Source organism: Pseudomonas sichuanensis, assembly GCF_024749065.1.
GTDB lineage: Bacteria > Pseudomonadota > Gammaproteobacteria > Pseudomonadales > Pseudomonadaceae > Aquipseudomonas > Aquipseudomonas sichuanensis.
The window spans coordinates 963,181-977,973 of the sequence record NZ_CP087185.1 but is presented as its reverse complement, the minus strand read 5'-3'; the positions used below and the strand labels follow the sequence as shown (position 1 = coordinate 977,973).

The 14,793-nt window shown below is 66.5% G+C and carries 13 protein-coding genes; 6 read left to right on the top strand and 7 right to left on the bottom strand.

The features are described 5' to 3' along the window. The first annotated feature begins 53 nt into the window (after positions 1-53). Both LOY51_RS04580 and LOY51_RS04575 read left to right on the top strand, forming a co-directional pair. Entirely contained in the window at positions 54-1,001 is a 948-nt protein-coding gene (locus tag LOY51_RS04580; RefSeq protein WP_125462652.1) for a LysR family transcriptional regulator, read from the top strand. A 122-nt stretch (positions 1,002-1,123) separates the two neighbouring features. After that, complete coding sequence (locus LOY51_RS04575) at positions 1,124-2,098, top strand: 2-hydroxyacid dehydrogenase (RefSeq protein ID WP_258644891.1); 975 nt, start codon at positions 1,124-1,126, stop codon at positions 2,096-2,098. A 102-nt stretch (positions 2,099-2,200) separates the two neighbouring features. Here LOY51_RS04575 and LOY51_RS04570 read toward each other — a convergent pair whose 3' ends face one another. Beyond that, the gene (locus tag LOY51_RS04570; RefSeq protein ID WP_125857497.1) at positions 2,201-3,103 is read right to left on the bottom strand and encodes a DMT family transporter; all 903 of its coding nucleotides are present in this window, start codon (positions 3,101-3,103) and stop codon (positions 2,201-2,203) included. Positions 3,104-3,364: 261 nt separating this feature from the next. On the opposite strand from LOY51_RS04570, the gene LOY51_RS04565 reads away from it, so the two are divergent. Next, positions 3,365-4,243, top strand: coding sequence for a helix-turn-helix domain-containing protein (locus tag LOY51_RS04565; RefSeq protein ID WP_258644890.1), 879 nt, complete (start codon positions 3,365-3,367; stop codon positions 4,241-4,243). 86 nt (positions 4,244-4,329) lie between these two features. Here LOY51_RS04565 and LOY51_RS04560 read toward each other — a convergent pair whose 3' ends face one another. The 6 genes from LOY51_RS04560 to LOY51_RS04535 all read right to left on the bottom strand — a co-directional run bounded on the left by LOY51_RS04560 (position 4,330) and on the right by LOY51_RS04535 (position 10,682). Continuing rightward, entirely contained in the window at positions 4,330-6,732 is a 2,403-nt protein-coding gene (locus LOY51_RS04560) for a TonB-dependent siderophore receptor (RefSeq protein ID WP_258644887.1), read from the bottom strand. A 211-nt stretch (positions 6,733-6,943) separates the two neighbouring features. After that, the gene (locus LOY51_RS04555) at positions 6,944-7,915 is read right to left on the bottom strand and encodes a FecR family protein (RefSeq protein ID WP_125857494.1); all 972 of its coding nucleotides are present in this window, start codon (positions 7,913-7,915) and stop codon (positions 6,944-6,946) included. Continuing rightward, entirely contained in the window at positions 7,912-8,469 is a 558-nt protein-coding gene (locus LOY51_RS04550) for an RNA polymerase sigma factor (protein ID WP_374046901.1), read from the bottom strand. The genes LOY51_RS04555 and LOY51_RS04550 overlap by 4 nt, the downstream gene beginning before the upstream one ends. A gap of 22 nt (positions 8,470-8,491) precedes the next feature. Then, complete coding sequence (locus LOY51_RS04545) at positions 8,492-8,818, bottom strand: DUF3325 domain-containing protein (RefSeq protein WP_258644883.1); 327 nt, start codon at positions 8,816-8,818, stop codon at positions 8,492-8,494. Continuing rightward, complete coding sequence (locus LOY51_RS04540) at positions 8,818-10,380, bottom strand: PepSY-associated TM helix domain-containing protein (protein WP_258644880.1); 1,563 nt, start codon at positions 10,378-10,380, stop codon at positions 8,818-8,820. The genes LOY51_RS04545 and LOY51_RS04540 overlap by 1 nt, the downstream gene beginning before the upstream one ends. Further along, positions 10,377-10,682, bottom strand: coding sequence for a DUF3649 domain-containing protein (locus LOY51_RS04535; protein ID WP_125462643.1), 306 nt, complete (start codon positions 10,680-10,682; stop codon positions 10,377-10,379). Before LOY51_RS04535 ends, LOY51_RS04540 begins: the two co-directional genes overlap by 4 nt. 170 nt (positions 10,683-10,852) lie before the next feature. On the opposite strand from LOY51_RS04535, the gene LOY51_RS04530 reads away from it, so the two are divergent. The 3 genes from LOY51_RS04530 to fecA all read left to right on the top strand — a co-directional run bounded on the left by LOY51_RS04530 (position 10,853) and on the right by fecA (position 14,769). Next, on the top strand, positions 10,853-11,347 hold the full coding sequence (locus LOY51_RS04530; protein ID WP_258644877.1) for a sigma-70 family RNA polymerase sigma factor: 495 nt from the start codon (positions 10,853-10,855) through the stop codon (positions 11,345-11,347). Next, positions 11,344-12,267 carry a FecR domain-containing protein gene (locus tag LOY51_RS04525; protein WP_125857490.1) on the top strand — a complete coding sequence of 308 codons (924 nt, stop codon included), beginning with the start codon at positions 11,344-11,346 and terminating at the stop codon, positions 12,265-12,267. The genes LOY51_RS04530 and LOY51_RS04525 overlap by 4 nt, the downstream gene beginning before the upstream one ends. A 171-nt stretch (positions 12,268-12,438) precedes the next feature. Beyond that, on the top strand, positions 12,439-14,769 hold the full coding sequence (gene fecA, locus LOY51_RS04520; RefSeq protein WP_125857489.1) for a TonB-dependent Fe(3+) dicitrate receptor FecA: 2,331 nt from the start codon (positions 12,439-12,441) through the stop codon (positions 14,767-14,769). Positions 14,770-14,793 lie beyond the last annotated feature (24 nt).

Here is a 14,793-nt window from a genome sequence, read left to right as displayed (position 1 = left end):
TGCATTCACGTTACTTCATGTCACAATTTTGTCCTCTAACCCGAGAGTGACCCATGGACACCCTGCAAAACATGCGTGCTTTCAGTTGTGTGGCCCAGCTCGGCAGTTTCACTGCCGCCGCCGTGCAGCTTGATACGACCACCGCGAACGTCTCGCGCGCGGTCTCCAACCTGGAAGCCCATCTGCAAACCCGCCTGCTCAACCGCACCACCCGGCGCATCGCGCTGACCGAAGCAGGCAAGCGCTACCTGATGCGCTGCGAACAGATCCTCAGTTACGTCGAGGAGGCCGAAGCCGAAGCCAGCGATGCCCACGCCCGCCCTGCCGGGCAGCTGAAGGTGCATTCGATGACCGGCGTGGGCCAGCATTTCGTGGTCGATGCCATCGCCCGTTACCGCGAGTCGCACCCGGACGTGACCTTCGACCTGACCATGGCCAACCGTGTGCCCGACTTGCTCGACGAGGGCTACGACGTGTCCATCGTGCTCGCCACCGAGCTGCCGGACTCGGGCTTCGTCTCGCAACGCCTGGGCATTACCTACAGCATCGTCTGCGCCTCGCCCGAATACGTGGCACGCCACGGCACCGCGCACAAGCCGGCCGACCTGCTCAAGCATTCGTGCCTGCGCATGGTCAGCCCGGTGATCCCGCTGGAGAAGTGGCTGTTCGACGGCCCCGAAGGCCAGGAGCTGGTCAACATCACCACCTCGCCGTTCCAGGTGAACTCGGCCGATGCGATGAAGACCGCGATCCGCAGCAGCATGGGGGTTGGCGTGCTGCCGATCTATTCGGCCATCGATGCCCTGCGTGACGGCAGCATCGTGCGGATCATGCCCGACTACCGCCTGCAGGAGCTCAACCTGTACGCGATCTACCCGTCGCGCCAGTACCTGGATGCCAAGATCAAGACCTGGGTCGAGTACCTGCGCAACTCATTGCCGGAGATCCTGGCGGCCCATGAGGCGGACCTGAAGACCCACCAGGTGCTGATCGCCAACTGAATGGGCAGCTGCAAGCTGCAAGCTGCAAGCTGCAAGCTGCAAGAAGAAGCGTAACTACACATATCCCGCTTTTGCTTATGACTTGCAGCTTGTAGCTTGTAGCTTTTCCCAGGAGAAGCCCGATGAAAAAGACCGTCCTGGCCTTCAGCCGCATTACCCCAGCCATGGCCGAACGCCTGCAGCAAGACTTCAACGTGATCCTGCCCAACCCGAAACTGGGCGACATCGCCGCGCAGTTCAACGAAGCCCTGCCCGAGGCCCATGGCCTGATCGGCGTGGGCCGCAAGCTCGGCCGCGCGCAGCTCGAAGGCGCGGGCAAGCTTGAGGTGGTATCGAGCGTCTCGGTCGGCTACGACAACTACGACCTGGCCTACCTCAACGAGCGCGGCATCAGCCTGACCAATACCCCCGATGTGCTCACCGAAAGCACTGCCGACCTGGGCTTCGCTCTGGTCATGGGCTGCGCCCGCCGTACCGCCGAGCTCGATGCCTGGACCAAGGCCGGCCAGTGGCAGGCCACCGTGGGCCCGGCGCACTTCGGCAGCGACGTGCATGGCAAGACCCTGGGGATCGTCGGCATGGGCAACATCGGCGCGGCCATCGCCCGCCGTGGCCGCTTCGGCTTCAACATGCAGGTGCTGTACGCCGGCAACAGCCGCAAGGCGGCGCTGGAGCAGGAGCTCGGCGCACAATTCCGGAGCCTGGATGAACTGCTGGCCGAGGCCGACTTCGTCTGTATCGTGGTGCCGCTGTCCGAGGCCACCCGCAAGTTGATCGGCGCACGGGAATTGAAGCTGATGAAGCCCAGCGCGTTCCTGATCAACATCGCGCGCGGGCCGGTAGTGGATGAGGCGGCGCTGATCGAGGCGCTGCAAAACGGCACCATCCGTGGCGCCGGACTGGATGTGTACGAGAAAGAGCCACTGGCCGACTCGCCGCTGTTCAAACTGCCCAACGCCCTGACCCTGCCCCACGTCGGCTCGGCCACCGCCGAAACCCGCGAGGCCATGGCCAACCGGGCGATCGACAACCTGCGCGCGGCGCTGCTGGGTGAGCGGCCACGGGATCTGGTGAATCCGCAGGTGTGGAAAGGCTGATAGCCGCTTACTGACTGGGCTGGCGCTATCGCCGGCAAGCCGGCTCCCACAAGGTCTCAGTGATCGCTGTGGGAGCTGGCTTGCCAGCGATAGGGCCAACCCTCATTTCACTGCCAGTACGCCTTCGACCGGCTTCACTTTCGGCTTGCGAAACACCAGCACATTCCCCGCCATCACCACCACCAGCCCCAGCAGCGCCGGCGGCGTCCACTGGTAGCCTTCGGCGAACGCCGACACATTCAGCGCCACCAGCGGGAACAGTACCGTGCAGTAGGCCGCGCGCTCCGGCCCCATGCGCCCGACCAGGGTGAGGTAGGCGGTGAAACCGATCACCGAGCCCGGGATCACCAGGTACAGCAGCGAACCGATATAGCGCGTGTTCCACTCCATCTCGAACGGGATGCCGCTGACCAGGCAATACACCGCCAGCATCGACGCGCCATAGAGCATGCCCCAGGCATTGGTGGTCATGGGCTTGAGCCCGGCCCGCTGCTGCACGCTGGAGAGCATGTTGCCGGCCGAGAAACACAAGGTGCCGAGCAGCGCCAGGCCCAGGCCGTAGAGGGTTTCGCGGCTGGCGGCGTGGTGCGAAAGCTCCGGCCAGAACAGCAGCCCCAGACCGAGCAGGCCCATGGCCCCGCCGCCGAGCACGTTGGCGGCAACCTTCTGGCCGAAGAAGATCCGCGCATTGAGGGCATTCCACAGGGTGGCGGTGGAAAACACCACGGCGATCAGGCCACTGGCGATCCACTGGCTGGCGGTGAGGAAGCACATGAAGTTGACGCAGAACAGGCAGAAACCCTGGGCCAGGCACACCAGATGGCCGCGCCTGTCCATCGGTTGCAGGCGCCGGGTAAGTAGCAGGATGGCGAACAGGATCAACCCGGCCAGGGCGAAGCGGTAGACGATCGACACCGGGATGGCGACTACGCCCAGTTGCAGTTTCAGGGCGATCCAGGTGGTGCCCCAGATCAGGACGGTGAGCAGGTAGAGCGACAGGTTCATGGCGACGGTTCCTCGGGCCTCTCAGAATCGGTGCCTGGCTCTTCGCGGGTGAACCCGCTCCCACAGGAATGGCGTCGCTGGCAAGGCTGGCGCTGATCCTGTGGGAGCGGGTTTACCCGCGAATCGAGGGCGCAGCCCTCGCCAGGCCTCACAGTCTTCAATGCCTGTCGCTCCCGCGCTTGCACAAACTTGCGCTTTTCCTCGCCAGGTAGCTGCCAGCCCCTCGCCATCGCAGTACGATGGCCACCAGAGGACCCGCCCATGCCCGCACTCGATCACCTGCAAGTCTTCAACGCCATGCACGCCTCCCCCCACGCCCGCCTGGAGCTGAGCGCGCACCTGGGCGACGGGCTGGCGGCGGCGTTGTGGAGCAACCGTGACGATGCCCGCGACTATCAGGCCCCCAGCCACCACACCCTGTCCTGCTACATCGCCGACGGTACCGGCACCTTCCGCCGCCAGCGCCCGTCGGACAAGGGGTCGCCTGGCAAGCTGTGCATCATGCCCGCCGGCCACGAGTCGAACTGGGTGGTCAACGGCTCGATCCGCCTGGCCCACCTGTACATCAGCGAGGCGCAATTCGCCCTGGGCTGCACCCGCCTGCTCGACCGTGAGCCACGGGAGATGCAACTGCGCGAGGCGACCTTCCTTGAAGACCCTGTGCAGGCCGCGCGCTTTCGCCAGCTGATCCAGCTGGACTGGGCCGAGCCCGGCGAACGGCTGCTGGCCAGCAGCCTGGGGCACGCCATCATCGAGCATGCCGTGCTGCATCAGGCGGGGCTGCGCCAGGGGCTGAAACTCAAGGGCGGGCTGGCGCCGCACCAACGCCGGCAGTTGGTCGAGTACATCGAGGCCAACCTCGACCAGCCGCTGACGCTGGGTGAGCTGGCGCTGCGCTGCAACCTGTCCGAATACCACTTTGCGAGGATGTTCCGGGCGAGCTTCGGTTTGCCGCCGCATCAGTACCTGCTGGCCCGGCGCCTGCACCGGGCGTGCGAGCTGTTGCGCCTGGGGCAACTACCGCTGGGGCAGGTGGCGTTGCTGTGCGGGTTTGCCAGTGCCAGCCATTTCAGCAACCGGTTCAGGCAGGCGTTGGGGGCGACGCCGGGGGAGTATCGGGCGGCCTTCGTGGTTGCCTGAGCAGGCCTCATCGCGGGGCAAGCCCGCTCCCACGAGTCCCGCGTGTGGGAGCGGGCTTGCCCCGCGATGAGGCCCGTACTACCAACCTAGAACTCGAACGTACTCGACAGGCTCACCTGCCGCGCATCCCCCACCGCGACGAAGTAACGGTTCACCGCCGAGGTGTAATACACCTTGTCGAACAGGTTCTTCACGTTCAGTTGCAGTAGAACCTTGTGCTCGTCGAGCTTGGTCTCGTAGCTGGCAAAGGCATCGGCCACGGTATACGCCGGCAGGTCGAAGTCATTGGTCGCATTGCCGGCGCGCTCCCCCACATAGCGGGCGCCCGCCCCTACACGCAGGCGGTCGCCGCCGAACAGGCTGCCGTAGTCATACACCGCCGACAGCGAACCACTGTGGCGCGCGACGTTCTGCAGGCGATTGCCCTTGAGGTCCGGGTCCTTGGTCACTTCGGCATCGGTGAAGGCGTAGGCGCCGATCAGGCTCCAGCGCTCGCTGAGCTGGCCGGTCAGGTCGAGTTCGACGCCGCGGGAACGCACTTCACCGGCATTGCTGTAGATGATCGTACCGGGCTGAGTGTCGCCGTCGGCCACCAGCACATTGCGCTTGTTGATATCGAACAGCGCCAGGGTGCCGGTCAACCGGCCGGGGATATCCAGCTTGGCGCCCAGTTCCCACGACTTGCCTTGCTCCGGCTCGATGCCGGAGTCGAGGGTGAGGGTCTGGCCACCGCCGATGCTCAGCGGCGCGATGGTCGAGTTGGGTTTGAACGACTCGCTGTAGCTGCCATAGAACGACAGTTGTTCGTCGAGCTTGTACACCAGGCCCGCATGGGGCACCCAGGTCTGGCCGCTGTTGTCGGTGTTGACCTTGAACGGGCGGCCACGGCCGGCGTACTGGTCGAACTGCTGGAAGCGCCCGCCGGCCACCAGGATCCAGTGATCGTCCAGGTGCCAGGCATCCTGCAGGAACAGCGAATCGCTGCGCAGTTCGTCGGTCTGGTCGCTGTCGCTGGCGCGCACGCTGGTGCCTTCCACTTCGCGGCCATAGACCGGGTTGAGGTAGCTGAAGGTCGAACGGCTGTTCTGGCGGATCAGGTCGGCGCGGTAGATCTTGCGGTCTTCGTGATCGACACCGACCAGCAGGTCGTGGCGCTGGCCGGCCAGCTCGACGTTGCCGTTGAGGCTGAAGGTGGCGAACTGGTCGCGGCTCATGGCGCCCTGGGTGCCGTCGATGCTGCGTGTCAGGGTGCCTTTCTGCTCGTTGACGCCGGTCACCCGGACCTGGCTGGCATCGTAGGTTTCGCGGTTGAAGCTGTAGCCGAAGTGGGCTTTCCAGTCGTCGCTCAGCTGGTGATCGACCTCCAGGCGGTACAGGTCGGAGCGGCCTTCCATGTCGTTGAACGGCTCGTCGAGACGGCGGCTGGCGGGAATGTTCAGCGGGTGCCCGTCACTGCCGAAGGCGGTGCCGCGGTCGAACGGGTAGCTGAACTCACGGTGCTCGTAGGCCAGCACCACCTGGGTGGCTTCGCCCAGCCAGGCGAACGACGGCGCCACCAGCGACTCGCGGTGCACGCCGAAATTGCGCCAGTAGTCTTCGTCTTCATGGTCGACGATCAGCCGATAGGCGAAGTTGCTGTCGCCCAGCGCGCCGGTGCTGTCCAGGCCGCCGCCGCTGCCGTTCTTGCCACTGCCGTAGCTGGAGCCGCGCAGGGTGACGGCGTTGTACTGCTCAAGCTGCGGGCGCTTGCTGACCACGTTGATCACCCCGCCCGGGTCCTGGATGCCGTACAGCAGCGAGGCGGGGCCTTTGAGCACCTCGACCCGCTCGGTGCTGGCGTTGAGGGCGCGGCCCTGCACGATGGGCATGCCGTCGCGCATGATCGAGCCGTCGCGGTTGTCGCCGAAGCCGCGCTTCATCACGGTGTCGGCGGTGCCGCCGAAGTTGTTGCCCTGGGTGATGCCGCTGACGTTGTACAACGCATCGTCGAGGTTGCGCGGCGCCTGGTCGCGGATCACCTGCGCGGGCACCACGTTGATCGCCTGGGGGATGTCCTGGGTCGGGCCCTGGCCGCGCATGATCGAGGCGCTGGCCGGGGGCTGGTAGCTGTAGTCGTCGGCCTGGGATGTGACGGTGGTGGCTTGCAGGTTCACGGCCCCTGTGGTGTCGGCCGGATCGAGGGTCAGGGTGCGGCCATCGACGCGGCGCCAGGCCAGGCCGGAGCTGCCCAGCAGCTGCTGCAGGGCCTGCTCGGCGCTGAACGTGCCGTGCAAGGCCGGCGCCTGCAGCTCGGGCAGCGCCAGGGTGTAGACCACGCTCTGCCCGGTGGTGCGGCTGAAGGCGTTGAGCGCCTGGGCCAGCGGCTGGCTCGGCTGGGCGAAGGCATAGGCCTGGCTCTGCTGCTCGGCCATCGCCTGAGGGACCATGGCCAGCACCGACAAGGTGCTGAGGCCGAACCAGAGCGGGACGCAACGCGGGGTGAACTTCATGGACGCTGACCTGTGAGAGGGATGATCTTTTGCGAATGAATCGCACTTCCACTCACTACACGGATGCCGTGAACGGATACCTCACCGTCCTGGTGAAAAAAGTTGAGCTCGCCTGCACCGGCCCAATCGCCGGCAAGCCGGCTCCCACAGGGGCGGCGCGGTCCTCTGTGGGAGCCGGCTTGCCGGCAATTGGGCCAGTTGTAACTAACACCTAGCGCAGGACAGTGATCCGCCCCAACAGCGTCTGCCGCGAGAACCCCAGCACCTTGCCCAGCGAGTCCAGCGCCAGCAGCGGCTCGGCCACCGGGAAGCTGCCGCTGACCTTGCGCTGCGCCAGCTCGCCGTCGAGCAGCACGATCCGCCCAGGGTAGTAACGCCCCAGGTCCTCGACCACCTGCCCCAGCGGCACCTGGTAATAATTCAGCCAGCCCTGGCGCCAGGCCAGGCGGCTGTCGCTGTCCACCGCCTCGACCGCGCCCGCGCTGCCGGTGGCATAGGCCAGCTGTTGATTGGCGGTCAGCTCGCGCGCCGGCTGGCCCTGGGCAGGCGTCACCGCCACCCGGCCGCTGCGCACCGTGACCTGGGCACCCTCGGCCTGCTCGCGCACTTCGAACTGGGTGCCGAGCACGCGCACCTGCCCGCCGTTGGCGTCGACCAGGAACGGCGCGCCGGTGTGGGTCACTTGGAAGAATGCGGCACCGCGCAGCAGGCGCACACGGCGCTCACCCTGGTCGAAGTCCACGCCGATTGCGGTGCCGGCGTCCAGTGTCAGTTGCGAACCATCGGCCAAGGTCACCTGGCGCACCTGCTCGGCGCTGGTGTAGTCAGCGCGCAGGTCCTGCAACCAATGCTGCGGCTGCCAGCCGGCCACGCCACCCAGCACCAGCACCAGGCAAGCGGCCACGGCGAAGCGCTGCCAATGGGGTTTGCGGGCAGGCCGGCGCATGGCTTCGAGGTACTGCTGCAGGCCTGCCTGGTCTTCAGCGGCCAGACGCGCGGCCGGGGCCTCGGTCTGGCGCCACAATGCCTGGGCCTGGGCGTAGGCTTGGCGATGGGCCGGGGCCTGCAGCAACCAGCGCTTGAATGCGGCGCTTTCGGCCTGCTCCGGCTGCTGCTGGATGCGCATCAGCCAGCCCAGGGCGGCCTGGGACTGTTCGGCAGTAATCGGCGGTTCGAGGCTCATCGACGGGCGCTCCCTGGCCGGCGCGGTGGGGGGGCGGCTTCGGCGACACTCGCCTTGCACGCTTCGAGGGCGCGCATCATATGCTTTTCCACGGCGCTCTGGGACAGCTGCATGGCTTTGGCGATCTCGCCATAGGTGCAGCCGTGGATGCGATTGAGCAGGAAGATCTGCCGGGTGCGCTCGGGCAAGGCGCGCAGCGCCGCCTCGATGCGCTGCAGGTCATGGTCGACCTCCAGGGCCTGTTCGGGCGCCTGGGCGAAGGCTTCGTCGTCGGTGTGCTGCAAGCCTTCGGCCACGCGGTCGCGGCTGCCTTCGCTGCGCAGGTAGTCGATGGCCAGGTTGCTGGCGCTGCGCAGCAGGTAAGTATCGAGGGCCTCGACCTTGACCTCGGGGCGGCGCCAGAAGCGCAGGAACAGTTCCTGCACCAGGTCGGCGGCGGTGGCGCGGCAGCCGATGCGCCGGTTGACCAGCGCCTCCATGCGCGCACGCTGGGCGAGGAACACCTGGACGAAGCGCGCCCGGCCACGGCTGGTCTCGGCGTCGGCGTCGATCACCTCCCCCGGCTCGCGCAACGCCTTACACCGCCAGCACGGCCAGCAACGGCCCAAGCACCAGGCTGGCCGCTGCCAGGCCCAGCAGCAAGCGAGGCTGGTACGGCAGACCGAACACCCACAGCGTCACCCCGGCCATGAGCACGGCGATCCACTCCACCAGGCCGAAGGCCAAGCCCTGCACGTGCACGGCCAGCACCAGCGACAGCAGCAACAGCGACCAGCCACCGATGCGCAGGGCCTTGAGCTGACTGGCCGTGGGCTTGCGCCCGAGCAGGTCGTTGAAGTGTTTTTCCATGGCCAGGCACAGGCCGGCGAAACCGGCGAAACCGAGTAGCGCGACGCTCAGCATCAGCTCACCTCCACGGCTTTGGCGACCTTGGGCGCGCGCTTGGCCACAACCTTGGGCGCGCGCAGCATCTTGCCGGCAGCCCAGGCGAGGAACAGCCCGGTGCCCAGTGCAGTCAGGTCGAACCCGGCCATGGCCCAGTCACCGACGGCAATGGAGTGGTTCAACCCCTGGCCGGTGGTCAGGGCGTTGAGCAGCGGCAACAGGGCGAAGGCCAGCGCGCCCAGCGCCAGTTGCTCGCCCCAGGCCCGACGCCCGGGGCGCAGCACGGCATGGGCCAGCGCCAGGGCCCAGGCCAGGAAGAAGGCATTGATCTCCCAGTCGGCACGCCCCTGCAACGCCACCGGCAACAGGCGGTTGGCCCAGAAGAACGCCGCCACGCCGAGCAGCAGGCCGCTCATGCTGGCGATGTTGAGCACCTCGACCAGGCGCAGCTCGACCGGCATATGCCCGCTCTTGGCATGCTTGAGCTGGCGTTTGCCCAGCCACATCACCAGGCCCGTGCCGATCACCGCCGTGCCGGCCACGCCGAAGGCGAAATACAGCCAGCGCAGCCACGGCCCGGCGAAATTGCCCATGTGCAGGCCGACGAAGGTAAACGAGGTCATCATCGCCGCGCTCTCCGGCGCGCCGTGGGTAAGCAGGGCGCCGCTGACACCATCGAAGGTCCAGTTGGCGCTGCGCTTGTAGGCCACGCTGTCGGCCGAGGCGCGGCTGAAGGTGACCCGGGCATTGGCGTCGCCAGGGTTCTGCACCTGGATGAAGCCCATGCGCGCGCCCGGCGCCAGCTCCTGCACCTTGGCGTACAACTCCGGCAATGGCGCCAAGGGTGCCGCCACGCCTGCCAGCGCCGGGGTTTGGTCACGGCCGAACAGATCGTTGAAATAGTCGCCGCTGTCGCCATAGCTGGCCAAGATGCTGGCCGGCATCACCATGTACATGAAGATCACCAGGCTGCTGTAGCTGATCATCAGGTGGAACGGCAGCACCAGCACGCCGATGGCGTTATGGCCGTCGAGCCAGGAGCGCTGGCCCTTGCCGGGGCGGAAGGTGAAGAACTCCTTGAAGATCTTCTTGTGGGTGATGATCCCGGTCACCAGGCCCAGCAGCATGATGAAGGCGCAGAAGGTCGCCAACCAGCGCCCCCACGGATAGGGCATCTGCAGCTCGAAGTGGAAACGGTAGAAAAACTCGCCGCCACGGCTGTCGCGGCCCACCACTTCCTGGCCGCTGACGGCGTCCAGGTCCTTCCTGACCATGCCGCGTCGCCCACCTGCATCCGGGTCGCGCCAACTGACGCTGAGCGCCGACTCGCGCTCGCTGGGCAGGCGGATGAACCAGCTGTTGGCGTGGCTGGCGTTGCTTTGCAGATAGCGCTGCGCCAGTGCCAGGCTAGCCACAGGATCCAGCGGGTGGCTCTGGACTTCGGGGGTGCTCCAGTGGTTGATCTCGTCCTTGAAGTACGACAGCGTCCCGGTGAGGAAAATGGCGAACAGCAGCCAGCCGAAGATCAGCCCGGTCCAGGTGTGCAACCAGGCCATGGCCTGGCGAAAGCCCTCTTTCATCCGTTTTTCATCCAGTAGGCAAGCCCGGCGATCAGCCCCAGCACTAGGCTGGGCAGCAGCACGCCCAACCAGGCGCGCCAGGCGCTGCGGCAGGCGAAGCACCAGATGAAGGCCAGCAGGTAGACCACGAACGACAGCATCATGCCGGTGAGCGCGGCATCGACTTGGGCCATGGGCGTGAGCAGGGTGATGCACACGCTGGCCAGCGACGCCAGCAGGTAGCCGCCCAGCAGTGCCGCCAGGCTGCGTGAGGCCACGGCCAGGCGATAGCTCAAGGGGAGGCCGGCGGCTTTGCTCTTCATCGCGGTGGTCCGGGGATATGGGGGTGCAATAGTAATGATTTCAATTCTCATAAGCAAAGAGTCGGGGATGAACTGCGGCTCCAGTCACCGATTGCCGAAAGATCGAGGCCTGAATACAATGCGAACAATTCTTACTTCCAGTTGCGCCACAGAGCGCCGGAGTCGCATCGGTGCCCAGCGCCCTCTCCTCCACCGTCGAAGGTCTGTACCTCAACCACCACAGCTGGCTTACCGGCTGGTTGCGGCGACGCCTGGGTTGCCCGCAAAGCGCCGCGGACCTGGCCCAGGACACCTACGTGCGCCTGCTGCAGGCCCGTGAAACGCCGCAACTGGTAGAGCCCCGCGCCTTCCTCGCCACCGTGGCCAAGCGCGTGCTGTGCAACCACTTCCGCCGCCAGGAACTGGAGCGCGCCTACCTCGAGGCGCTGGCCCTGGTGCCCGAGCAGGTGGCGCCGAGCGAAGAAGAAAAGGCGATCATCTTCGACACCCTGCTGGAGCTCGACCGCCTGCTCGATGGCCTGCCGCCGCTGGTCAAGCGCGCGTTCCTGCTGGCCCAGGTCGACGGCCTGGGCCAGGGCGAGATCGCCCGGGAGCTGGGCATCTCGCTGGCGACGGTCAAGCGCTACCTGCACAAGGCAGCCCTGCGCTGCTACTTCGCCCAATGAACACCACGTTCGCCCCCCGCGTCGCCGAGCAGGCCGTGCATTGGCTGATCGAATCCCAGGCAGAGGGCTTCGACCAGCACCTGGCGCTGGAGCGCTGGCTGGCAGCCGACCATGAGCACCAGCGCGCCTGGGCGCACATCCAGCAGGTCAACCAGCGCCTGCGCGGCGTGGCCTCGCCGGTGGTGCACGCGACCCTGCAGGCGCCGCCCTCCCCGGCCCGGCGCCGGGCGCTCAAGGCACTGTTGCTGGTGGGTGTGGCCAGTGCCACCGGGCTTGGTCTGCAGCAGCACAACCCGTTGCCGGGGCTGATGGCCGACTATCGCAGCCCGGTGGGCCAGCGCCGGCGGCTGACCCTCGACGATGGCAGCCAGTTGCACCTGAACACCCGCAGCGCCGCCGATGTGCGCTTCGATGGCCAGCAGCGGCTGGTGCGCCTGCAGGAGGGTGAACTGTTGCTGGAGACGGCCAACGATGCGCGGCCAATGCGGCTACGCACCGGCGAAGGCGAGCTGCTGCTGGACCGCGGGCGTTTCAATGTGCGCCAGTTCGAGGGGTTCAGCCTGGTCACGGTGTTCAGCGGCAGCGCCAGCGTGGCCGGGCAAAGCCTGCTGGCCGGGCACCAGGCGCGTTTCGCCCGGGATGGGTGGCAGGCGATCGCGCCTCTGGACCCGAACCGCGCAGCCTGGGTGGACGGCATGCTGGTGGTGTCGCAGATGCGTCTCGGCGACTTTGTTGCCGAGCTTTCGCGCTACCGGCTTGGGCAATTGGGTTGCAGCGAGCGGGTGGCCGACTTGCGGATTTCCGGGTCGTATCCGCTGGACGACAGCGAGCGGATCCTGGCCATGCTGGAGGTGGCGTTGCCGGTGAAGGTGCGACGGTTTACCCGGTACTGGGTGTCGGTAGAGGCGGCTACGGGTTGAGCCTGTGGCGGCCCTATCGCCGGCAAGCCGGCTCCCACAGGGGCAGGTGGGAGCTGGCTTGCCAGCGATGACGCCGGTGAAGCCTCAAAAAAATTTGAATCAACCTGAGCCATTTCCCCGACCTCGCGTGACAGAGAAGGCAGAACCCCCTTCTCACAGGACCACCGCCCCATGCTTCTGCGCCCCAGCCCCCTCGCCCACGCCCTGCTGCTCGCCATCAGCCTGGGCGGCGCCGTGCCCGCCACCCTGGCCGCCGAAACCCGCAGCTACCACATCGCCTCCGGCAGCCTGGAAGACGCGCTCAACCAGTTCGGTCGCGAAAGCGGCGCGTTGATTTCGTTCGGCTCGGCGCTGACCCAAGGCTTGAGCAGCCCCGGCCTGGACGGCCAGTACGAGGTCGGCCAGGGCCTGGATGCCTTGCTGCGCGGCAGCGGCCTGCAGGCCCGTCAGGAAGCCGACAACGCCTACAGCCTGCAACCGCTACAGGCGGGCAACAGCGGCGCGGCCGTGGAGCTGGGGGCCTCGACCGTGGTCGGCGACTGGCTGGCCGACGCGCGCCAGGACAACGTTTTCGAACACCCCGGCGCCCGTGACGTGGTACGCCGCGAGGAGTTCGAGCGCAGCGGCGCCAGCAGCGCCCGCGAAGTGCTCAACCGCATCCCCGGGGTGAACGCGCCGGAGAACAACGGCACCGGCAGCCACGACCTGGCGCTGAACTTCGGCATCCGTGGCCTCAATCCACGCCTGGCGTCGCGCTCCACCGTGCTGATGGACGGCATCCCGGTGCCGTTCGCCCCTTACGGCCAGCCACAGCTGTCGCTGGCGCCGATCAGCCTGGGCAACATGGACGCGGTGGACGTGGTGCGCGGCGGCGGCGCGGTGCGCTACGGGCCGCAGAACGTCGGTGGCATCGTCAACTTCGTCACCCGTGCCATCCCCGAAGAGGCGACGTTCAAGGCGGCGATGCAGAACCAGATCAGCCCGTCGTCCAGCCAGGATGGCTTGAAGAACAACGCCAACCTGCTGATCGGCGGCACCAACGCCAACGGCCTGGGGGGTGCCCTGCTGTACTCCGGTACCCGGGGCAGCGACTGGCGCGAACACAGCGACACGCAGATCGACGACCTGATGCTCAAGGGCAAGCTGCAGCTCGACGAAGCCAACAGCCTGCATGCCATGGCCCAGTACTACGAGGGCGAGGCCGAGATGCCGGGCGGGCTGAGTGCCGCGGCGTTCGACGATGATCCCTACCAGTCGACCCGCCTGAAGGACAAGTTCTGGGGCCGCCGCACGCTGTTCAACTTCGGCTACGACTACAAGCAGGACGACCGCCAGTTCAGCGTCAACGGCTTCTTCACCAAGACCCTGCGCAGCGGCTACCTGGACCAGGGCAACTTCGTTTCGCTGTCGCCACGCGAATACTGGGTGCGCGGCATCGAGACGCGCTTCTCCCAGGGCGTGGCGCTGGGTGACAGCTGGCACGAACTGGGCATCGGCTACCGCTACATCAACGAAGCCGGCCACGAACTGCGCTACCGCGAGCCGACCCGCAGCAACCTGCTGCCCACCACCGACAGCCGCAACGACCGCGACACCCGTGGCAGCACCGAGGCCCATGCGATCTACCTGGACGACCGCATCGACATCGGCCGCTGGACCATCACCCCAGGCGTGCGCTACGAGATGATCGACTCCGAGCAGAGCAACAAACTCAGCGGCCAGCGCTACCAGGGCAGCTATAACACCGCCCTGCCGGCACTCAACGTGATGTACCACCTCACCGACACCTGGAACCTGTACGCCAACACCGAAGGTTCGTTCGGCAGCGTGCAGTACAGCCAGATGCCCAACCGGGTCAGCAGTGGCGAGGTAAAACCGGAGAAAGCACGTACCTGGGAACTTGGCACCCGTTACGACAATGGCGACCTGCAGGCGGAGATCGGCGTATTTCTGATCAATTTCGACAACCAGTATGAAAGCAACCAGACCAACGATTCGGTGATCGCCCGCGGCGAAACCCGCCACCAGGGCATCGAGACCAGCGTGCGCTACGCCCTCGATGGCCTGAGCCCGGCACTGGCCGGTTTCGACGTGCATGCCGGCTACGCCTTCGTCGATGCCACCATCCGTGAGGACGGGCCGAACAAGGGTAACCAGGTGCCGTTCTCGTCGCGCCAAAAAGGCACCCTGGGGGTGGGTTACACCGACGGCCCGTGGCAGTTGAACCTGGACAGCAGCTTCCAGAGCAGCCAGTACGCAGACAACGCCAACACCGGCAGCGAGAGCGCCGACGGCAGTACCGGGCGTATCCCCGGCTACATGCTGGTGAGCAGCCGTGCCGGCTATGACTTCGGCCCTGCGCTTTCCAACCTGAAGGTGGCGGTGGGGGTGAAGAACCTGTTCAACCGCGAGTACTACACCCGCTCGTTCGACGACAACAACAAGGGCAAGTACGTGGGCGAACCCCGTACTCTATACCTGCAGACCTCAGTTGAGTTCTGACCGACGACAACAAAAGCCCGGCGA